This is a genomic window from Prochlorococcus sp. MIT 0701, assembly GCF_000760295.1.
GTDB lineage: Bacteria > Cyanobacteriota > Cyanobacteriia > PCC-6307 > Cyanobiaceae > Prochlorococcus.
Map to the genome: position 1 here is coordinate 18,803 of NZ_JNBA01000011.1, position 19,569 is coordinate 38,371.

At 54.6% G+C, this 19,569-nt stretch carries 20 protein-coding genes; 7 read left to right on the forward strand and 13 right to left on the reverse strand.

Annotated elements, in window-relative coordinates; all coding sequences use genetic code 11:
- Positions 1-312: 312 nt before the first annotated feature.
- From EV12_RS02430 to EV12_RS02440, 3 genes are all read right to left on the reverse strand, one after another.
- On the reverse strand, positions 313-2,004 hold the full coding sequence (locus EV12_RS02430) for an NAD(P)H-quinone oxidoreductase subunit 4 (RefSeq protein ID WP_036911496.1): 1,692 nt from the start codon (positions 2,002-2,004) through the stop codon (positions 313-315).
- 89 nt (positions 2,005-2,093) lie between these two features.
- Positions 2,094-4,106, reverse strand: coding sequence for an NAD(P)H-quinone oxidoreductase subunit 5 (locus EV12_RS02435; RefSeq protein ID WP_036911498.1), 2,013 nt, complete (start codon positions 4,104-4,106; stop codon positions 2,094-2,096).
- Positions 4,107-4,140: 34 nt separating this feature from the next.
- Complete coding sequence (locus EV12_RS02440) at positions 4,141-4,842, reverse strand: NnrU family protein (RefSeq protein WP_193742122.1); 702 nt, start codon at positions 4,840-4,842, stop codon at positions 4,141-4,143.
- A gap of 133 nt (positions 4,843-4,975) precedes the next feature.
- On the opposite strand from EV12_RS02440, the gene EV12_RS02445 reads away from it, so the two are divergent.
- Positions 4,976-5,947 (forward strand): LysR family transcriptional regulator, encoded by a 972-nt coding sequence (locus EV12_RS02445; RefSeq protein ID WP_036911501.1) that lies wholly within the window; start codon positions 4,976-4,978, stop codon positions 5,945-5,947.
- 8 nt (positions 5,948-5,955) lie between these two features.
- Here EV12_RS02445 and EV12_RS02450 read toward each other — a convergent pair whose 3' ends face one another.
- Positions 5,956-6,609 (reverse strand): DUF3172 domain-containing protein, encoded by a 654-nt coding sequence (locus EV12_RS02450; RefSeq protein ID WP_036911503.1) that lies wholly within the window; start codon positions 6,607-6,609, stop codon positions 5,956-5,958.
- A complete protein-coding gene (locus tag EV12_RS02455; protein WP_036911505.1) occupies positions 6,606-6,953 on the reverse strand; it encodes an NAD(P)H-quinone oxidoreductase subunit M in 348 nt (115 codons plus the stop codon). The genes EV12_RS02450 and EV12_RS02455 overlap by 4 nt, the downstream gene beginning before the upstream one ends.
- 108 nt (positions 6,954-7,061) lie before the next feature.
- Here EV12_RS02455 and pds point away from each other — a divergent pair, with 108 nt between their 5' ends.
- Entirely contained in the window at positions 7,062-8,480 is a 1,419-nt protein-coding gene (gene pds / locus EV12_RS02460) for a 15-cis-phytoene desaturase (protein WP_036911507.1), read from the forward strand.
- 3 nt (positions 8,481-8,483) lie between these two features.
- Positions 8,484-9,425: a phytoene synthase gene (locus EV12_RS02465; protein ID WP_036911509.1), complete on the forward strand. Its 942-nt coding sequence runs from the start codon at positions 8,484-8,486 to the stop codon at positions 9,423-9,425.
- Positions 9,426-9,466: 41 nt separating this feature from the next.
- Here EV12_RS02465 and EV12_RS02470 read toward each other — a convergent pair whose 3' ends face one another.
- Positions 9,467-9,910, reverse strand: a complete 444-nt coding sequence (locus EV12_RS02470; RefSeq protein WP_036911511.1) for an RNA recognition motif domain-containing protein — start codon at positions 9,908-9,910, stop codon at positions 9,467-9,469.
- A 70-nt stretch (positions 9,911-9,980) separates the two neighbouring features.
- On the reverse strand, positions 9,981-11,219 hold the full coding sequence (locus EV12_RS02475; RefSeq protein ID WP_036911513.1) for a tRNA nucleotidyltransferase: 1,239 nt from the start codon (positions 11,217-11,219) through the stop codon (positions 9,981-9,983).
- Between EV12_RS02475 and EV12_RS02480 the strand changes: the two genes are divergently transcribed.
- Genes EV12_RS02480 through EV12_RS02490 form a run of 3 tightly spaced genes read left to right on the forward strand, consistent with a single transcriptional unit; the run spans position 11,218 to position 12,781 of the window.
- Entirely contained in the window at positions 11,218-11,469 is a 252-nt protein-coding gene (locus tag EV12_RS02480; RefSeq protein ID WP_036911514.1) for a Ycf34 family protein, read from the forward strand. The genes EV12_RS02475 and EV12_RS02480 overlap by 2 nt on opposite strands.
- Positions 11,466-12,143, forward strand: a complete 678-nt coding sequence (gene tsaB / locus EV12_RS02485; RefSeq protein WP_052039445.1) for a tRNA (adenosine(37)-N6)-threonylcarbamoyltransferase complex dimerization subunit type 1 TsaB — start codon at positions 11,466-11,468, stop codon at positions 12,141-12,143. Before EV12_RS02480 ends, tsaB begins: the two co-directional genes overlap by 4 nt.
- Entirely contained in the window at positions 12,140-12,781 is a 642-nt protein-coding gene (locus EV12_RS02490; protein WP_036911516.1) for a YdcF family protein, read from the forward strand. The genes tsaB and EV12_RS02490 overlap by 4 nt, the downstream gene beginning before the upstream one ends.
- Here EV12_RS02490 and EV12_RS02495 read toward each other — a convergent pair.
- From EV12_RS02495 to rpaB, 5 genes are read right to left on the reverse strand one after another with little or no spacing between them, the layout of a single operon-like run.
- Positions 12,717-13,388, reverse strand: a complete 672-nt coding sequence (locus EV12_RS02495; RefSeq protein WP_193742123.1) for a lysophospholipid acyltransferase family protein — start codon at positions 13,386-13,388, stop codon at positions 12,717-12,719. The genes EV12_RS02490 and EV12_RS02495 overlap by 65 nt on opposite strands.
- A gap of 36 nt (positions 13,389-13,424) precedes the next feature.
- Positions 13,425-14,321 (reverse strand): ACP S-malonyltransferase, encoded by an 897-nt coding sequence (fabD, locus tag EV12_RS02500; protein ID WP_036911519.1) that lies wholly within the window; start codon positions 14,319-14,321, stop codon positions 13,425-13,427.
- A gap of 28 nt (positions 14,322-14,349) precedes the next feature.
- Positions 14,350-15,369, reverse strand: coding sequence for a beta-ketoacyl-ACP synthase III (locus EV12_RS02505; RefSeq protein WP_036911521.1), 1,020 nt, complete (start codon positions 15,367-15,369; stop codon positions 14,350-14,352).
- Between the two features lie 31 nt (positions 15,370-15,400).
- Entirely contained in the window at positions 15,401-16,771 is a 1,371-nt protein-coding gene (plsX, locus tag EV12_RS02510; RefSeq protein ID WP_036911522.1) for a phosphate acyltransferase PlsX, read from the reverse strand.
- Complete coding sequence (rpaB, locus tag EV12_RS02515) at positions 16,752-17,498, reverse strand: response regulator transcription factor RpaB (protein ID WP_036911524.1); 747 nt, start codon at positions 17,496-17,498, stop codon at positions 16,752-16,754. Before rpaB ends, plsX begins: the two co-directional genes overlap by 20 nt.
- Positions 17,499-17,603: 105 nt before the next feature.
- Between rpaB and radA the strand changes: the two genes are divergently transcribed.
- Positions 17,604-18,995, forward strand: a complete 1,392-nt coding sequence (gene radA, locus EV12_RS02520) for a DNA repair protein RadA (RefSeq protein WP_036911526.1) — start codon at positions 17,604-17,606, stop codon at positions 18,993-18,995.
- 14 nt (positions 18,996-19,009) lie between these two features.
- Here radA and EV12_RS02525 read toward each other — a convergent pair whose 3' ends face one another.
- On the reverse strand, positions 19,010-19,531 hold the full coding sequence (locus tag EV12_RS02525; protein WP_036911528.1) for a photosystem I assembly protein Ycf3: 522 nt from the start codon (positions 19,529-19,531) through the stop codon (positions 19,010-19,012).
- Between the last annotated feature and the right edge of the window lie 38 nt (positions 19,532-19,569).

Genomic DNA, 19,569 nt, shown 5'->3' on the forward strand with positions numbered 1-19,569 from the left:
CTTTCAATTCAAAGGTTGATCGTCTTGCTTTGTCTTGGTCACTTGAGTTGGTGGCTTAGAGGTTTAGGTCGGGATTGCTTGGCATGGTTCTAGATCAGCCACTCCAGGCAGCGAATAACCATCAATTGTTAGCCCTTAGACCTGCAATGACATCTAAAAAGGGTTCGAGAGAATTGTGAATCGCTTTGTTGAGTTCGAGGCACAAGATCAAGATGAAATTGATCTTACGAATCCCTTGAAATAGCAATTAGCTAACAATTACTGCGTCAGACTTCAGGGTTAAGTCTCTGTGAAGAGAAAGGCCGAAGTCTCTTATTTCCTAGTGAGCTGCTCCGATCGCGTTTGACTGATCGGCAGCCTTGGGGATGAGATCACAGCAGGTGTCATGGTGGTGTTTCGAATCATCAATGCTGAGGGTTTTTTGATGCGTTGCATGGCGAGCTCATCTCGCTTTACTAGTGCTTGGATGGATGCGGTATAGCTATCGGTCACTAGTCGGGGGTAGAGGCCAATGCCGATGATCGGCACGAGTAAGCAGCTAATGATGTAGACCTCTCTTGGTTCCGCATCAACAAGGTTGGTATGGGAGACAAGTTGGTCATTTTCTTTGCCGAAGAAGATTTCTCTCAGCATGGAGAGTAGATAGATGGGAGTAAGAATGACGCCGATTGCCGCAAGCCCTGCAATCACAATCCGGAATGTCAGCGTGTAGGCCTCATCGGTCGCAAAGCCCACGAACACCATCAATTCAGATACGAAGCCACTCATGCCAGGAAGGGCGAGTGAGGCGAGTGCACAGACTGTCCATAGCGCGAACATGATTCGCATCTTTTGACCCACTCCTCCCATCTCATCAAGTTGCAAGGTGTGAGTGCGGTCGTAGGTGGCTCCTACAAGGAAGAACAGACTGGCTCCGATTAGACCATGACTGATCATCTGCAACATGGCGCCACTCGTTCCTAGGGCACTGAAGCTGCCAATGCCGATCAGTACAAAGCCCATGTGGCTAATTGAGCTATAGGCGATCTTGCGTTTGAGGTTGCGCTGGGCGAAGGAGGTGAGAGCGGCATAGATGATGTTGACCACCCCAAGCACGATCAGAAGTGGTGCGAACTGGGCATGGGCTTCAGGTAGCAGTTGAGCGTTAAAGCGCATCAAGGCATAGCCGCCCATCTTCAGCAGGATTCCAGCAAGCAGCATGTGAACTGGCGCCGTTGCTTCTCCATGGGCGTCTGGCAGCCAGGTGTGTAGAGGCACAATCGGCAGCTTGACGCCGAAGGCAATCAGCAGTCCCGCATAACAGAGCAACTGGAAACCTGTACCAAAGCTTTGTTGGGCGAGGTTGGTGTATTCGAAGTTGGGTGTGCCTCCGCCGAAGAACCCCATCGCTAGGGCCACCAGCAGAATGAACAGCGAACTGCCAGCTGTATAAATGATGAATTTTGTGGCTGCATATTGCCGTTTTTTGCCACCCCAGATCGCTAGCAGCAGATAGACCGGCAACAATTCCAGTTCCCAGGCCAGGAAGAACAGCAGCATGTCTTGAACGGCAAAAACTGCGATCTGGCCGCCATCCATGGCCAGGATCAGGAAAAAGAACAGCTTGGGCTTGAAAGTCACTGGCCAGGCTGCCAGGACAGCCAGTGCTGTGATGAAACTGGTGAGCAGAATGAGTGGCATCGAGATGCCATCTGCTCCGACGGCCCAGGTGAGGCCCAGATCAGGTAGCCAGCTCACCCGTTCGGATAGTTGTAAGCCGCTAAGACTGGGGTCATAGCCGTATAGGTAGGCAGCCACGGTGATCAGAAAGGTCACCAGGGCGATGCCGAGTGCAAACCAACGAACCTGCTTCCCCTCCCCTTCATCAGGGATGAACGGCACCAGAAAGGCACCCACAATTGGGAACAGAATTGAGAGGCTCAGCCAGGGGAAGTTAGCGCTCACTTCATCGCTCAGCAGCTCTGCACCTGTTTCCAAGGGTGCGCTTATGGCAAACTCCAGCACGGACAGGCCTTTTCAGCACTGGACGGAGTGTAGAAATGCTTGGCGTTCTGACACTGCCTCGATAGGGGTTAACACACAATTTGGTTTGATCAGCTCACAGGACTGCCTAGGACGCCGAAAAGCACGACCAAGGCGATGACACCACCGAAAACGATTAGGGCGTAAAACTGAGCGCGGCCTGTTTCAAAGTACTTAAGACCTTCGCCACTTCCAAGCGTGAGTAGGCCGGTGAGATTAACCACGCCGTCCACAACCTTGGCATCCACCTCAAGCACTTCACGAGCCAGTTTGCGGCTGCCGCGTACGAAGATCTTTTCATTGATGTCATCCAAATACCACTTGTTGGCCAGGAAGGTATTGATGGCAGGGAAGCGATTGGCTAATAGTTCTTCGAGATCCAGGCGGTGCAGTGCATAGGCCAAGACAGCCAAGCTGATGCCTGCCGTTGAAATCGCCACTGAAGCACCTGCGAGTGGCAGGAATTCACTCCAGCTGAATGTTGCGGCCATTTCAAGGGCCTCCTCTGGGTTGAGCAGGCCTGCAAAGCGGCTGTTCCAGGGGGTGCCGAGTAGACCGATCAGCATCGAGGGCACTGCCAAGATTGCTAATGGCAGAGTCATGGACCAGGGCGACTCATGCAGTACCCCGGCTTGATGAGGGTGTTCGTCTTCACTGCCTTTGCCTGCAGCAGCAAGCAGTTTTGTCTGTAGGGCTTTGTCGTTTCCGCGGAATGGCCCTTCAAATGTGAGGAAGTAGAGGCGGAACATGTAGAAGGCCGTCATCCCTGCTGTCAGAAAGCCGACAACCCAGAGCAATGGGAAGGTCGTGAATGCTTGTCCCAGAATTTCGTCCTTGCTCCAGAAGCCGGCTAGAGGTGGAATACCGCTGATGGCAATGCAGCCGATCAGGAAGGTGATGGCGGTGATCGGCATTTTTTGGCGCAGGCCGCCCATCAGCCGCATGTCTTGGGCCAGGATGGGCTCGTGACCAACAACGTCTTCCATGGAGTGGATCACTGAACCTGAGCCAAGGAAAAGCATGGCCTTGAAAAAGGCATGGGTCACCAGGTGGAACATTCCTGCTACGGGTGCGCCGCAGCCCATCGCCAGCATCATGTATCCAAGTTGAGACACCGTGCTGTAAGCAAGTCCCTTCTTGAGGTCCATCTGGGTGAGCGCGATGGACGCTCCCAGAAAACAGGTGATCGTGCCGATCACGGCGATCACCAAACCCACCAAGGGGAACTGACTGTAGAGAGGTTCGAGCCTGGCAACGAGGAAGACACCGGCTGCCACCATGGTTGCCGCATGGATGAGAGCTGAAATTGGTGTGGGCCCTTCCATGGCATCGGGAAGCCAAACATGAAGGGGGAATTGAGCTGACTTTGCCATCGGCCCCATGAAGACCAACAGACATAACGTCACAGCCGCCCAGCCGGGCACGGTGCCGCTCGCGATGGCATCTGATAAGCCATTAGCGATGCCATTGAAATCAAAACTGCCTGTTGCCCAGAACAGCCCGAGAATGCCCAGGAGCAAGCCAAAATCACCCACACGGTTGACGACAAAGGCCTTTTGAGCTGCATGGGCGGCACCATCTCGGTCGTACCAGAAGCCCACCAGGAGATATGAGCACATCCCTACCAGCTCCCAGAACACATAGATTTCGAGAAGGTTTGGGCTGATAATCAAGCCCAGCATCGAGCTGCTGAACAGGGCTAGATAGGTAAAGAAGCGCACGTAGCCCTTGTCGTGGGCCATGTAGCCGTGGGAGTAGATCATCACCAGCAGAGCGATGGTGGTGACCAGGGCAAGCATCACGGCTCCAAGGGGATCAATCACATAACCCATTGGCAGAATGAAACTGCCGGCGCTGGCCCAGACGAAGAGATGTTCGACAGGTTCGCCACCGGCCAGCTGCTCCGCGAGGACTGCATAGCTCAAGACGGCTGCAGCACCAAGAGAGGTGAGCAGCAGCACTGCTACCGGCTTACGCAGGCGGTTAATGGTGCGGTTGAAACTGATTAGTCCCAGGCCTGTGGCGATCGCTCCGAGGAGGGGGAACACCGGGATTAACCAGGCGAGGTCGGCGGCCGAGGTCATCCGGTCCAGGCAGGATCCTGGGAGTGTAGGCAATTCAGCTCAGAAGGCCCTCCAGCTTGGAGGAAAGGAAGGCCGCGCTGCCGATGGGGATGAAGCGATGGGCATACCAGAACACTCCCACAGCAATAGCGATTCCTAGCTGGGAAGGCTTCAGAGCCTCTTGCCATAGCAATTGTTGTCGTCCATCGATTACCGCCCTGAAGGGGATTACGGAGGTGTTTTGACGCAGTTCCTCAAAAGCATCACCGAAACGAGCTTGCAATCTGCGATCGCCATGCCATACAGCAAATAAGTGATGGCCGATCAGGCCTACACAAGTCACCAGCATGAAGCTGCTGCCAATCCAGAGTGCATGGGTAAAACACCAGAGGATTTGGCCAATGGCTTGGGGATGTCTACTGATGCGGATGATCCCCGTGGCATAAAGCCGTACTTTCGGCTTGAGCAAGGCGGGGATTTCCAGCAGGTTGTAGGTAGCGGGATAGAGGAAGAGGAAACTGATGGCCGTGAGGGCCCAGATCATTGGCACCATGCCTGGCACCCCTTGCAGATTCCAGAGCCGCACCCCGTCATAGCGATGTGCGAGGAAGTAACCGATCACCACCACAGCAGAGGGAATGCTTGTTGCGGCAAAAATCAATCTCCATGCCCTGGCCCCGATCTTGGTTTCGGCATGGCTACGTAGGGCTGCTCCGCCGCTGTGGATCACAGCGAAGAGAAACAACAGCCCAAGCATCACAAGGGTGCTGTGATGGAGCCCAGTGGATGACAATTGTGCCAAGCGGCCGTGGCAATGGTGCTCGATTCTGGCGCCCAGGCTTTTCCGCTTACAGTTTTTCTATTGTTGCTGCCGGGTTGGCAGGTCCTCCATGGCCGATCTGCCTTTCACCCTCGATCAGTTGCGCATCCTCCACGCAATCGTGAGTGAGGGCAGCTTCAAGAAAGCAGCCGATAGCCTTTACGTCACTCAGCCGGCGGTGAGCCTGCAGATTCAGAACCTGGAGAAGCAGTTAGAGGTCTCCTTGTTTGATCGTGGGGGCCGCAAGGCTCAGCTAACCGAAGCGGGCCGACTTCTGTTGAGCTACTGCGAGAGGATTCTTAGTCAGTGCCAGGAAGCCTGCCGAGCTCTTGATGATCTTCATAACCTCAAAGGTGGATCATTAGTCATTGGGGCTAGCCAGACGACTGGCACCTATTTGATGCCGCGCATGATTGGCTTATTTCGCCAAAAGTACCCGGACGTTTCCGTGCAATTGCAAGTGCACAGCACCCGACGCACCGGCTGGAGCATTGCCAATGGTCAAATTGATCTAGCGATCATTGGTGGCGAGCTTCCGTCGGAGCTCAACGAACTTCTTCAGGTTTTGCCTTACGCCAGCGATGAACTGGCCCTAGTTCTTCCGGTGAAACATCCCTTGTCGAGGCTTGTTGAACTCACCAAGGAAGATCTCTATCGCTTGGGTTTTATCAGTCTTGATTCCCAGTCCACCACTCGCAAGATGCTGGACCAGCTCCTAGCTCGATCCGGCTTGGATGTGCAGCGCTTGCGGATAGAGATGGAGCTCAATTCTCTTGAGGCGATCAAGAATGCAGTTCAATCTGGTCTTGGGGCAGCCTTTCTGCCTGTGGTATCGATTGAACGTGAACTAACCGCTGGCACAGTGCATAAGCCGGTGGTGGTTGATCTGCAGGTGCGGCGTCAGTTGAAGTTGATCAGCCATCCTGCGCGTTACTGTTCACGCGCAGCAGAAGCCTTTAGACGGGATGTGCTGCCAGTGTTCGCTAGTGCCGACAGCCCCCTGCGTCAGAGTAGGGCTGTGATTGCAGATAGCAACGGCTAAGAGTCGACTCAGAATTGATCCGCTTCGGGTGTTATGCCCACGGAATCGTCAGCAACTCCTTTAGTAATAAATTTATTCTCTCTGATATCTGTCTGGTAGACGCAGCGGACGATGGGTTTATCGCGGATTGAACCGATGTAGGCAAAGGTGTTCATGCGTTGCTTGCACTCTCTCACCTGGTTATTGGTGACCGCACCTTGTTTTTCCAGCACCGTCCAGTTTTCCCGACGAATGACACAGCCAGGCTGCAGGCTGGGCTGGGTGACGAAACTGCTTGAAGGGTTAAGCGTGGTGTACATCTCAACGTCAATGACGAGGGCACTGGCTCCCCATTGCCGGCAGAATTCAGGATCGGGTACAGCCATATCCAGCTGCTGACCGCTAGCAATATTGCCTTGATCGCCCCCAGTGGTGCTAGTGACAGCACTGCCGATCCCGATCCCCACGATCAGAACCCCTGCGAGCACAGCCAGGCTGGCTGTATTCAAGCGGATTCCATTGCCTCCAGGTGGGGAGGGAGGGCCAGAACGATTTGAAGGGGAACGGTCATAGTTGGAGCCATCGCTTTCATAGCGGTTGCGGCGGGAGTAGCGGTCCCCGCGGCCTCCCTCTTGACCGTAGTTCTCAGGAGGTGATTGGCGGTTGTAACGGGAGCGATTCACAACAGCTCAGGTGTACGCGGGAGCCCCATGGAGTAATTCAACACGCGGCACTCTGGGTTGTAGCTTAATTTTCCAGCCTGAAGCAGCTGGCGGATGGTCCCTTCTAGCTCTGAGCCGATTCGCCGCAGGTTGTAATCACTCAGTTCGCCTCCGGCATGTGAGGCCACCAACTCTTGGAAGCGTTGCTGGATCTCTTTTGTGATCGATTCTGTCCAAAGGAACTCGTTGTCAGGATCGAGATCAAGCGTGAGCTGGTCGGGGTCTGGAACGAGATCATTGTTTTCAACCCTGGCCGTGAAGATCCTTACGTGACGGGTCGTGCACTTCAACAGGGTCTCGTTCATGGCATGGACCGGTCCGCCAATGGGGACCGCTAGAGCAATTGAAGTGACTCTAGGAAGAGGATGGGGGAGGGCTCCTTTTAGGGTTGATGTTTACTTATCGTGAGAAGCATGCGCGTTGCCATCGCAGGAGCAGGTCTTGCTGGCCTCTCATGTGCCAAATATCTCGTTGATGCTGGACATATCCCAGTGGTTTATGAGTCCCGCGATGTGCTCGGGGGCAAAGTTGCTGCTTGGAAGGATGCTGATGGTGACTGGTATGAGACCGGTTTACATATCTTTTTTGGTGCTTATCCAAATATGCTCCAGTTGTTCCAAGAATTGGGCATCGAGGAGCGTTTGCAGTGGAAAAGTCACTCGATGATCTTCAACCAGCTTGAGGAGCCTGGAACATACAGCCGATTTGACTTTCCTGATCTTCCCGCTCCATTCAATGGAGTGGCTGCCATTTTGGGTAATAACGATCTGCTCAGCTGGCCAGAGAAGGTTGCCTTCGGCTTGGGTCTCGTACCGGCAATGTTGCGTGGTCAGGGCTACGTGGAGGAGTGTGATCAATATTCTTGGACTGAATGGCTGAGGATCCACAACATCCCTGAGCGGGTGAATGAGGAGGTTTTCATCGCCATGAGTAAGGCATTGAACTTTATTGACCCTGATGAGATTTCAGCCACTGTCATCCTCACGGCGCTCAATCGATTTCTTCAGGAAAAGAATGGTTCCAAGATGGCCTTCCTTGATGGAGCCCCTCCTGAGCGGCTTTGTCAGCCGATGGTGGAACATATTCAGGCTCGTGGTGGGGAGGTTTATCTCAACAGCCCCTTGCGGGAGATCAAGCTCAGTGAAGACAGCAGTGTGGAGAGCTTCCTGATTGGCGGTGAGCGGGGGAGTGAATCCAGGAATGTTCAAGCCGATGCTTATGTCAGTGCTCTTCCTGTGGATCCGCTCAAATTGCTTTTGCCGGCCCCTTGGAAGCAGATGGAGGTGTTTCGCAAACTCGACGGTCTGCGCGGTGTTCCAGTGATCAACATTCATCTCTGGTTCGACCGCAAGCTCACGGATATCGATCACCTGCTCTTCAGTCGTTCCCCTCTTTTGAGTGTCTACGCCGATATGAGTATTACCTGCAAGGAGTACGAAGATCCAGATCGCTCTATGTTGGAACTGGTCTTTGCTCCAGCCAAGGATTGGATCGGCCGTAGCGATGAAGACATCATTGAAGCCACATTGGCTGAGCTCAAGAAGCTTTTCCCGATGCACTTCACAGGCGAAAATCAGGCCAAACTGCGCAAGTACAAGGTCATCAAGACACCCCTTTCGGTTTATAAGACCACCCCTGGGTGTCAGAAGCTTCGCCCGAGCCAGGAGACTCCGATTGCCAACTTTTTTCTCGCTGGTGACTTCACAATGCAGCGATACCTGGCGTCGATGGAGGGTGCGGTGCTCAGCGGCAAGTTGTGTGCAAACGCCGTGGATAGCTGTGGGGAGAAGTTGTCCACGGCCCAGTCTGTTAGCAAGTCTCTCCCGGCCTGAAGAATGACTCAGCTAGCGCCGGATTCGTCGATTATCAGTACTCAGGCTTGCTTGAGTCTTGAGGAGGCTTATGAGGCTTGTCGGAAGGAAACAGCTCAGTGGGCGAAAACCTTCTATCTCGGCACCATGTTGCTTCCTTCGATCAAACGCAGAGCGATTTGGGCCATCTATGTGTGGTGTCGGCGAACTGATGAGCTTATGGATAGCGCAGAGGCTCAGACGCGTCCTGTTTCAGAATTAGCCAATCGGCTGGATCAATGGGAAGAACGCACTCGGGCCATGTTCGCTGGTCAGGTGCGGGATGGCCTGGATGCTGTCATGGCAGACACTCTTGAACGTTTCCCTCAGTCCATACAGCCTTATCTGGACATGATTGAGGGGCAGCGCATGGATCTGAATCAGCATCGATACGCCACCTTTCAGCAGCTAGAGCTCTATTGCTATCGAGTCGCAGGCACTGTGGGTTTGATGACCCAGCACGTCATGGGTCTTGACCCTGCATACACAACAGCCCCTTGGAGTTCTTCTCCAGAGACATCAGATGCTGCTATCGCTCTGGGAATTGCCAATCAACTGACCAACATTCTTCGTGATGTAGGAGAGGACCGTGGTCGTGGCCGTATTTACATTCCTCAGGAAGATCTCGACCGGTTTGGTTATTCAGAAGCTGATTTGATGGCTGGACGTTTGAATAGTGCTTGGAAGGCTTTGATGGCTTTTCAATTGGAGCGTGCTCGCGAGTGGTTTGCCCGGTCGGAAGCTGGAGTGCGCTGGCTATCTCAAGATGCCCGTTGGCCAGTATGGGCTTCATTGCGTCTTTATAGAGGAATCCTCGATTCCATCGAACGCTTGGACTATGACGTTTTTAATAATCGGGCTTATGTGAGTCGCTGGATGAAGTTGATTGATCTGCCTCTTTCATATCTGATGGCCCAGGCACGCTGAGGCTGGACAAGCAGATTTTGAAAGAGGATTAACGGTTCAGTTCAAACAGTTGTTTTTTGATTGGCGAGGAGATCCTTCAGTTTTGAAAGTTCTCCAGCCCAGCGTGGGTCGGGTGCTTCTTCAGCAGGCCCATCACTGTGTACAACTTTGTTGGCTGATTTTCGGGCTGATCCTGGGGCATTGCCGCTTGAATTTGTACCGTTGCGGCGTGAACCACCACCGGATCCTTCGTTTGTATTGCGGCGTTCAGAACGCTCAACTCGTAAGTTATTTCCGTTGAATTCTCGGCCGTTGAACTGTTCAATTACCGCATTGGCAATTTTCTCATCATTGACATTGGCGAAGCCGAATCCACGACAACCTCCGGTTTCTCGGTCGAGAACTGCCTTGAAGCGAATCCCCTCTCCAACGCTGGCCAGCTGCGTTTCCAGCTCTTTGCTTTCAAAAGTTTGCGGCAGGTTGCCGATGTAAAGGCGAACGCTCATGAAAAAGAGAGGGGAACGAGAAAAGGATGTGGATCAGGCCGATCGATGTCCTTATTGCCAGTGCAGTTAATCACAGCAAGGTTTGTTTTTGTTCCCACCAGTAAGTTGCTGCCTTAAAAGCTTGCTTTCGACTCTGTACCCGACCAAAGGCTTTTTCTTTGCAGAGATGGCGAAGCAGCTCACCTAGAGCTTGCCCCTTTGGGAGTTTGAGGGTCTTTTGCAGTGCATAGCCGTCCACAGGAGGTGAGGGATGGAAAAGAGGATCATCGGCGTTCCGCCAACGCTCTAGCCACTGCAACTGGCTGATTTGCGGTAGCTGCAGGATGAGGGCTGGAAGGTCTGTTTCTAGATCGAGGTGCAATTGCAGCCGATCAAATTCGCTGAGGCTTGCAAAAGCCATGCCGTCGTTGCGTTCTTCCCAGTAACGAAGGAGTTGGCAGCGTTGACATTGTCGTCGGCTGAAGCGCAATGCGCTCAGCCCCTCATTGCTGAGCAGATGAGTGAGACGAGCCAAGGGAAGTGCTACGGCTTGCTCTTCAGGTTTGAGGGATTTGGCAACCTTTAAACATGGTGCTGGTCGGCTGATTCCTGCAATGGTGTTTTGCCAACAATCCAGTAGGCCAGTTCGCAGCAGCAGTGGCAGCGCGTCATCGGCCCAAGGCGCAGTCACGATCCGTTGTAGTTCCGCCTGAATTCGTTCAGGAGCTGCTTGGGGCAGAAGTCTGTGGTGGCAATTGATCCACGACAAGGTTTGTTTGTCCAGGCTGAGCTGCAGTTCGGCCATTAGTCGCAGACCGCGCAGCAACCTCAGGGGATCGTCGAGCAGGTTTTGCTCACGTACCGCAACAAGTTTTTTTTGCTCCAGATCACTCAGCCCTCCCGTTGGGTCCACGAGCTGAGGGGTGGCCTCGAGGGTGAGGGCAATGGCGTTGAGACGGAAGTCCCGCCGCCAAAGGTCCTCTTCAAGGTTGGATCCCTCTTGGGCGGCCATGTCGATGGTCCACCCTTTGATAACCAATCGCGCTATGTCCCTTTCTGCGTCTAGCACCACACATGTGCCTCCCAGTGTCTTGGCCAGACTGCGGGTGAGCTCTAGGGCCTTGCTTGGCACAATTAAGTCGAGATCCGGTTGCTTCTGGAGTCGGCCAAGCAGGCCATCACGAACGGCACCTCCTACTAGGACCGTTCCAGCAGGCAGTTCTTGAGTCGATAGTGGCCAGCGATCAGGATGTAATTGTTCCCAAAGGGCCTGGACCCGGATGGTGGGATCGCCCTCCAGAATGGGTGCAGCAGAGCGAAGGGAGGGCATGTGTATTTGTGTCGACTGCCGCTGGGTTGATCGTTGCCAGGCCTATCACGCGGTGGAGCGGCAGCACGGGGTTGCCCATCTCAATGCGGTACCGGATCTGGAGCCTCAGAATCCACGCATCCATATCAGTGTGATTGATTTGCCTGAAGGCGTGACAGGCGTGGAATGGGATGTACGTGATTGCGGTAGTTTTCTTTTAGATCATGGGCGCTGGAAGCGATTGTGCCCTGGTCAGGAGCTGCCTCGATGACCTTTCAGACCGGTTCATCCTTGGAAGCAGATAAAGCTTGTTTGCTTTTGGCTCTCCACAGTTCTTCAGAAACGCTTGGTGTAGCTGTTCTCGATTGCCGTGATCCCAAGACCAGTCGGCGTACCGCAACTTTCCCACTGGGCCGCGGGCTCTCAAATAGTTTGCTCAATTGTGTAGAGGAGCTTTTGCCAGCAGCCTCTTGGCCTCAATTGGCTCGCTTGGCAGTGGCCATTGGTCCTGGCGGATTTACTGGGACTCGTTTAACCGTAGTGATGGCAAGAACTCTGGCCCAGCAGCTTGGTTGTTCCCTCGATGGGGTGAGCAGTTTTGCTTTGATGGCTCCTCGGTTGGCGATTGCGTTAAGCCATGAGCAAATGGAGCAGCCATTTTGGATCGTGAAACCCCTGCCGCGGCGAGGAACTGTGGCCGGTCGCTATCAGTTGCAAATGGCTGCAGAAGTTGGCGCTGCAAAGGTTGTTGTGGAGTTGGAATCGCCCCATTTGTTGGCAGAGGATTTCAAGGCCTTCCCTGCCCTATATGCCCAAGATGATGTGGCTAAGGATGTAGAGCATTTGCTTGAGCTGTGCGCCACGGCGCACAGTTTGGGCCAGGAGGTCGCCTGGACTGATGTGCTTCCTGTTTATCCAACATCTCCGGTGGTGGTCTCGCCTTGAGGAGTTGGTGTCGTCCTGGGCCGATTGTTGTTGGAGGCCTGTTGTTCTGGCTGATTGCTGCCGGACCTTTGCGTCCGTATCGGCAAGCGCTAACGAATGGGAAGCCTCCTCAGTTGATCTTGGTACTAGGAGGTGATGTTGATCGTGAGCATCTAGGCATCCGATTAGCGAGGGATTTGAATTTGCCTCTGGTTGTTAGTGGTGGCAGCAACCTGGAATATGCCCAGTGGTTGGTTCGTGAGGTGGGGATTCCTCCGAGTCAGGTTCAGCTCGACTACCGCGCTAAGGACACCCTTGGTAACTTCACGTCTCTTGTGGATGAACTGCGGTTAAAGGGCATCCAACATGTCTTACTGGTGACTAGTGAGGATCATCTGCCCCGTTCCATGGCCGTGGGTCATGTTGTGGCTGGTAGCCGAGGGATCCGCCTGACAGGCATCTCTGTCTCTTGCGCTAATCAATGTCGGGAGGAGGGGTTGCGTAAGCGGATCAGCGATTGGGTAAGGGCTTGGGCTTGGGTGGCTACAGGTCGTGATCTTAAGGATTGGGCCCAGCGGCGCTGGTCAGAGGCACTCAGCGCTGGCGGCGGAGACGCTCTTCTGCAGAACTCAAAAGCCCTTGATCCAGCAGCGCATTGATTCTTTTTTGGAGTTCTGCGCTGGTGGCTTCCAGGTCGTGTTTACGACGGCTGGAAGGTGGGGGAATTGGTTTGCCGATCCGCAGCTGTATTGGTATGAGTCGGGGTAATTGTCCACGTTTACCAAGGGCACGGTGGCTATTGATGATCGCTACTGGAAGTAGGGGTGCATCGCTGCGAGCCGCTAGCAGTGCGGCTCCAGGCATGGGGGCATTGACGCGGCCGTTGGCTTGGCGAGTGCCATCAAGGAAGACCCCTATGGCCCAGCCTTCGCCCAGGCGGGCAGTGGCCATGCGGATGGCTTCTCTGTCACTGGCGCCGCGTTTCACCGGGTAAGCACCACAGGCACGGATGAGTGCTCCTAAGAGGGGGATCCGGAAAAGTTCTGCTTTGGCCATGAAGGCCACAGGCCGCCCAAGAGCATGGCCAAGCAGGGGGGGGTCAAGGTGAGAACCGTGGTTGGCTACAACCACGACAGCACCTTGATGAGGAACATTTTCGTTGCCAAAGGTGCATCCCCTAAATAGACCCCTGAAGATGGGAAACACCAGTAGATAGCTAACGAGTCGGTAGGTGAGACTTGGCTGCGGTGTCATCAGCACCGGCATGCTTGAGTTCAACAGGGGTTTGGCTTGGGTCAAAGTTCAATTCCCCAGGTCTGCAGCACAGCTCAGCTGGATGGTCGCAACTCCTTGAAGAGATCGTTTTACGAGACCACTCAGCACATTGCCAGGGCCGATTTCGACCACTGTGTTGATCCCTTGACTGGCCATGGTATCCATCGTTTCGCGCCAACGGACGCCTGTTGTCATCTGATCTTTTAGCCGTTGCTTAAGCAGGTTGGCATCGCAGGTTGGAGTTGGATCGGCATTGCAGAGAACGGGGACACGGGCATCTTTGAAAGTCACCTGATCCAGTTCAGCTGCAAATTCTGTGGCCGCTTTGGCCATGAAAGGCGAATGGAAGGCTCCCGAGACTGGCAAGGGAATTGCTCGCTTGCATGTCAACTGGCTGCTGACCTTGCTAACAGCCTCTGGGGTGCCCGATAAAACCACCTGGGCAGCACTGTTGTCATTGGCAATCACGACTCCTTCTGTTGCTGCTACCTGAGCTTCTAGCTGTGTGCGGTCAAAGCCCAATATTGCTGTCATGGCACCACCGCCGGCTGAGGCCATCAGCTCTGAGCGGCGTCGCAGCAGCATCAGGGCGGTGTTCACATCAAAAACCTCAGCTGCGTAGAGGGCTACAAGTTCACCCAGGCTGTGTCCTGCGATTAGCGAGGCGTCACGACCCTGCCTGCGAAGTTCATCCACCAGCAATGATTCAACGACAAAAAGTGCCGGCTGGGTATTACGGGTGTCATTGAGGTCGGCCGGGTCATTATTGGTTTGGTCGCTATCACGGCAAATAGCAAGGAGATCACGTCCCATGAGTCGAGAGGCGAGAGCAAAGCGCTCTTCGGCATCGGGCAAGCTGATGATCGGGTCAGCCATGCCCAGCTTTTGTGAGCCCTGACCAGGGAACACCCAGGCAATCGACATCAGAACGCTATAGCGATTTAGCGGGAGCCTAGATGGGCCCTTGCCAGCGGACTAACGCTGCACCCCAACTGAGACCAGCTCCAAAACCGCTGCTTGCGATCAGTTGACCAGGCTTAATCCTCCCGTCTTGTACGGCTTCATCAAGCATGAGTGGGATGGTGGCTGCCGATGTGTTGCCGTACTCAGCCAGGTTGCTGAGCACCTTGGCCTGCGGAATGGCGAATCGATCCCCGACAGCATCGAGGATGCGTTGATTGGCTTGATGAAGCAGGAGCCAGTCCAGTGACTCCGGGGCTGTGTTGGTGGCTTTGAGAAGGGTTTGGAGGATGGCAGGCACTTCTCGGACAGCGAATTTGTAGACCTCCTGTCCGTTCATCTGAATTGACTGAAAACCGCCTTGTTGATGGCTATTGCCCGCTACCAGGGATAGATAGTTTTGAACTTGCGGCAGGTTGAGGCAGTCGCCGCGGCTGCCATCAGATTTCAGCTGAAAGCCCAGCAGCCCGTTCTGAGCAGCACTCGTTGCTTCCAGAGCAACAGCTCCGGCTCCATCGCCAAACAGCACACAACTGCGACGATCGTCCCAGTTGACCCAGCGGCTTAGTTGGTCCGCACCGATCACGAGTGCTCGCCGCATCGCACCAGTGCGAAGGAACTGGGCGGCAGTGACCAGGGCGAATAGAAAACCACTGCAAGCGGCTGTGAGATCAAAAGCCACTGCTCCTCGAGCTCCCAAAATGGCTTGTAGTTGCGGGGCTGAACCAAATAGATCATCAGGGGTCGATGTGGCCAGGATGATCAGATCAACACTTTCGGATTCCCAGCCAGCCATTGTCAGGGCGTTGGCTGCAGCTTGATGGCTGAGACCTGTGAGCGTTTCATCCGGTCCGATGACACGTCGGGCACTGATGCCAGTACGGCTACGGATCCATGCATCGCTTGTATCAACCCTTTGGCCGAGTTGGTCGTTGCTAATCCGTTGGGATGGTGTGGCACTGCCGCAGCCCACCAGAGCTACTCCACTACCGATTGTGGACGTTTCAGCCAAGGGGCAAGTGGTCCAAGGTGGCGTCAGTCAATCACAGCGTTTCAGGAGAGTGCCTTGAGGCGCTTGCAGCAGGAGACTTTTGCAGTTCGGCTAAATCGTCCATGACACCATGGCTCGCTGCGGAGTGGGCTAGTCGTAGTGCACTGACCACCGATAGCGCCTTACTGCTGCCATGGCCGATCACACAGATGCCATTTACACCCAGCAATAGTGCCCCACCATGTTCTGCATGGTCGAGGCGTTTTTTAATTCGCTTGAGGTTGCTGCGTAGGAACGCAGAACCCACTTTGCCGCGTCTGCCTCGGGGCAGTTCGGCTCGCAATACATCAAGCAGCACGCTGCCGACAGATTCCAGGAATTTGAGGAGCACATTGCCGGTGAAGCCATCGCATACCACCACGTCGAAAGCCCCTGAAAGAACATCTCGTCCTTCGCAGTTGCCCGCGAATTGAAGGCGATGCTCTTCGCTGAGTAGCTCATGAGTGCGAATGGCTAGATCGTTGCCCTTGCACTCCTCTTCGCCAATATTCAGAAGCCCGATGCGTGGTCGAGCCACCTGGAGAACATCGCGGGAATAGATATTGCCAAGTAGGGCAAATTGGTGGAGGTAGATGGGCTTGCAATCCATGTTGGCGCCCACATCCAGCACCAGCACTGGTTGTGTTGGATCCTTTGTTGGGAATAGAGCACCTATGGCGGGACGGTCTATCCCTGCTAGACGCCCCAGCCGGAAGATGGCTGAGGCCATCATGGCTCCGGAATTTCCAGCTGAATACATCGCTAGAGCTTCGCCCTTCTTGACCAGGTCCATGGTCAGGTTGATGCTGGCGTCGCGTTTGCGGCGCACCACAGTGGCCTCTTCATCCATGCCCACAGAGGGGCCGCTTGCGACAAGCTCCAGATGACCCGCGGCTGTGGCTTGGTTGAAGAGTTCGGTGAGACCCATGGTTTGGACAGCGCCTAGCACTTTCTTGGTCTCTCCGACGAACTTGATGCGTAGGGGAAGTCTTTGAATCGCTTTTAGACAGCCATCAAGAATGGGGCCAGGGGCCTGGTCTCCACCCATGCCATCGACGGCAACCCAGAGCCGATCGCTATTTTTGATGTCCTCAGCTTCAGTGTTGTTCTCGCTGCCTTGTAGTCGCCGCAGAGGATCAAAAACGAGTGGCTGAAGCATGCTTCCTGCCATTGATCCAGCATTCGACACGACGGATCCAGCACTGGAAACAACTGTTCCGGCTACGTTTCCAGCGGCGGAAGCAGAGTTCGTGGCACTTCCTACCAGGCTGGTAACGGCTGCATTGCGGCGATACCAAATCACCAGACGCCTAATGGCTCTGGGGCGGGTGGTCTTGCTCCGGGGCCCGGAGGCCGCGGAGGGTTCAGAGTCCTTCGGGGGCAACGGAGTCGATGATGCGCTGGAACAGGTAGCCGGTCCCCCGAGCGGTGAGGATCAGCTCGGGATTGGCGGGATCGTCTTCCAGTTTGGAGCGAAGACGTGAAATATGAACATCCACGACCCTGGTATCTACATGTCGTTCGGGTGTATAACCCCATACCTCCTTGAGGATTTCGCCGCGGCTGAAAGGCTCCCCTGAGCGGCTGACCAGTAGCTCAAGCAGGCTGAATTCCATACCGGTAAGGCGAATGCGCTCATCTCCTCGGAAAACCTGTCGCTTGTTGGTGTCGACTCTTAGTTCAGCCACTTGAATCACCCCTGAGTTAGGGATGCCGGCAACGTGCTCTTTCTCGACGCGCCGAAGCACGCAGCGTATGCGCGCTTCAAGTTCCTTGGGGCTGAAGGGTTTGACGACGTAGTCGTCTGCACCCAGCTCAAGCCCCGTGATTCTGTCAGCGACATCTCCAAGGGCCGTGAGCATCACGATCGGGACATCCGATTCTTTGCGAATCTCTTGACATACGCCATAGCCATCAAGCTTTGGCATCATCACGTCGAGCACGACAAGATCAGGCTCACAGTTGTGGAAGATATCGAGGGCTTCGTTGCCGTCACATGCCGTGACCACTTGATAGCCGATCATCGAGAGGCGGGTTTCGAGGATCCGACGAATGCTGGCCTCATCGTCGACCACGAGGATCGTCTCTTTAGATGGGCTGGTGGCCGTCATTTTTTTTCTTTGGCGGCTGCAATCAATGAATCTTAGATAAGAGCTGTTAAGGCTTGCCGGCCTTTTGGTTCATTTAAAGCCAACTTTCTTTACCTATCTTAGTAAGTGCGCACTGCTTCCGTCTACGTCTGCCAGAGCTGTGGCGCTAAGACCAGCCAGTTTTTTGGTCGCTGCGCCAGTTGCGGGACTTGGAATTCCCTGGTCGAACAGGTCGCTCATTCAACCGATAGCCGCCGCCGTAACGGTTTGGATCCGGCCGTGGAACCAGCGGCGCGTCGCTCGATGGCGATGGCTTCTCTCGGGGATCAACCCGTGCGGCGTCTTGCCAGTGGTTACGACGAACTTGATCGAGTCTTGGGAGGAGGTCTGGTGCCTGGATCAATGGTGTTAGTTGGAGGTGATCCTGGTATTGGCAAGAGCACGCTGCTGTTGCAGAGCGCCACGGCTATGGCACTGCAACACTCAGTGCTCTATGTGAGTGCTGAGGAGTCTGCCCAGCAGGTGAAGTTGCGTTGGCTGCGTCTTGAGGGGATTGCGTCGGACCTGCAGCTTTTGGCGGAAACGGACTTGGAATTGGTGCTTCAGGAATTGGAAGCACTGCGGCCTGCGGTGGCGATTATCGACAGCATCCAGGCTTTGCATGATGGGGCCCTTTCTAGTGCGCCTGGCTCCGTTGCTCAGGTGCGCGAGTGTGCAGCGGCTTTACAGCGCTTGGCTAAGCGTCAGGACACAGCATTGGTTTTGGTGGGCCATGTCACCAAGGAGGGGATGCTTGCCGGCCCCAAGGTGCTTGAGCATCTGGTCGATGCAGTACTCACTTTTGAGGGCGATCGGTTTGCCAGTCATCGCCTTCTGAGGGCTGTAAAAAACCGCTTTGGAGCCACCCATGAGTTGGGGGTGTTCGAGATGCAGGGGAAGGGTTTGGCGGAAGTAGGGAACCCCAGCGAACTCTTCCTCAAGGGTGAGTCTGCCTCTGGCGTGGCCACCATCGTGGCCTTTGAAGGGACCCGTTCATTGGTGGTGGATCTGCAGGCTTTGGTGGGTGTCACCAGCTATGCCAGTCCACGCCGTACCGCTACGGGATTAGGCACCAACCGCTTGCACCAAATTCTGGCCGTATTGGAGAAGCACATGGGCTTGCCATTGTCACGCTATGACTGTTATCTGGCTGTTGCTGGCGGACTAGAGGTCGAAGAGCCTGCTGCTGATTTGGGTGTCGCCGCTGCTGTTGTCTCCAGTTATCGGGATCTCACGTTGCCAAAAGGCACAGTTTTGCTTGGGGAGTTGGGCCTGGGGGGGCAATTGCGGCCAGTGGGGCAACTTGCGCAGCGTCTTAAGGAAGCAGTTCGCTTAGGTTTTCATCGTGCAGTAGTGCCGCGGGGCAGTGGCCTAGGACCCATCGGGGAGGGGCTGGAGTTGGAGCTACTTGAAGCTGCGAGTGTTACTGAGGCTTTGGTAATGGCCCTCGGTGTGGATCCAGCTGATGATGACTGCTGAATGATGTTTTCGCTTTAGAAGTAGACGTCGATGTTGCTGCGGCCTGTTGTCTTCAGCCAATTCTCAATATCTAGGTAGCCGCCGGGATAGAGCCGTACCGCTTGGGTCCACACATCTGCAGCTCGGTCGAACAATCGATCAGCTTCGTCTTGAAGACCAGCTTCTTGCGCTGTGCGGCCGCGCTTTTCGTAAATCAAGCCCATGTTTTTGAGGCAGGAGGGCTGATTTGAGTTTTGGTCAAGGGCCTTCTGATATGTGTCAAGAGCGAGGTCCTCGTCCCCGTTGCTCATATAGATGATCGCCATGTTCTTGAGGGTTTCACTGCGGTCGAAGGGGCTTTCCTCAATCTTCAGACTCTCTTCATAGTTTTCCAGTGCCTCTGCATAGTCGCCGGCATTCTGGGCTGATAGACCATCGCGGTAATACACATAGGCTCTTTTGGCCTTATCGTTGATTGGCATCATCTTCACGATTAGATCGGCCATCACCGTGAAGGTCTTGTCAATGAAGTTGTCTTTGTTTTGGGTGCGTGGCACGGCGTGAATAAAGGAATCACACCATTATCCTCGCCTTA

Excerpts from the sequence above, each read along its gene's own strand:
- EV12_RS02455 (WP_036911505.1), bottom strand. The coding sequence starts at position 6,953 with ATGAACGAGACCCTGTTGAAGTGCACGACCCGTCACGTAAGGATCTTC.
- rpaB (WP_036911524.1), bottom strand. The coding sequence starts at position 17,498 with ATGACGGCCACCAGCCCATCTAAAGAGACGATCCTCGTGGTCGACGAT.
- EV12_RS02440 (WP_193742122.1), bottom strand. The coding sequence starts at position 4,842 with ATGCTTGGGCTGTTGTTTCTCTTCGCTGTGATCCACAGCGGCGGAGCA.
- fabD (WP_036911519.1), bottom strand. The coding sequence starts at position 14,321 with ATGTCGATTGCCTGGGTGTTCCCTGGTCAGGGCTCACAAAAGCTGGGC.
- EV12_RS02470 (WP_036911511.1), bottom strand. The coding sequence starts at position 9,910 with ATGAGCGTTCGCCTTTACATCGGCAACCTGCCGCAAACTTTTGAAAGC.
- EV12_RS02445 (WP_036911501.1), top strand. The coding sequence starts at position 4,976 with ATGGCCGATCTGCCTTTCACCCTCGATCAGTTGCGCATCCTCCACGCA.
- EV12_RS02480 (WP_036911514.1), top strand. The coding sequence starts at position 11,218 with ATGTGTATTTGTGTCGACTGCCGCTGGGTTGATCGTTGCCAGGCCTAT.
- EV12_RS02465 (WP_036911509.1), top strand. The coding sequence starts at position 8,484 with ATGACTCAGCTAGCGCCGGATTCGTCGATTATCAGTACTCAGGCTTGC.
- EV12_RS02435 (WP_036911498.1), bottom strand. The coding sequence starts at position 4,106 with ATGACCTCGGCCGCCGACCTCGCCTGGTTAATCCCGGTGTTCCCCCTC.
- pds (WP_036911507.1), top strand. The coding sequence starts at position 7,062 with ATGCGCGTTGCCATCGCAGGAGCAGGTCTTGCTGGCCTCTCATGTGCC.
- EV12_RS02495 (WP_193742123.1), bottom strand. The coding sequence starts at position 13,388 with ATGCCGGTGCTGATGACACCGCAGCCAAGTCTCACCTACCGACTCGTT.
- EV12_RS02475 (WP_036911513.1), bottom strand. The coding sequence starts at position 11,219 with ATGCCCTCCCTTCGCTCTGCTGCACCCATTCTGGAGGGCGATCCCACC.
- tsaB (WP_052039445.1), top strand. The coding sequence starts at position 11,466 with ATGACCTTTCAGACCGGTTCATCCTTGGAAGCAGATAAAGCTTGTTTG.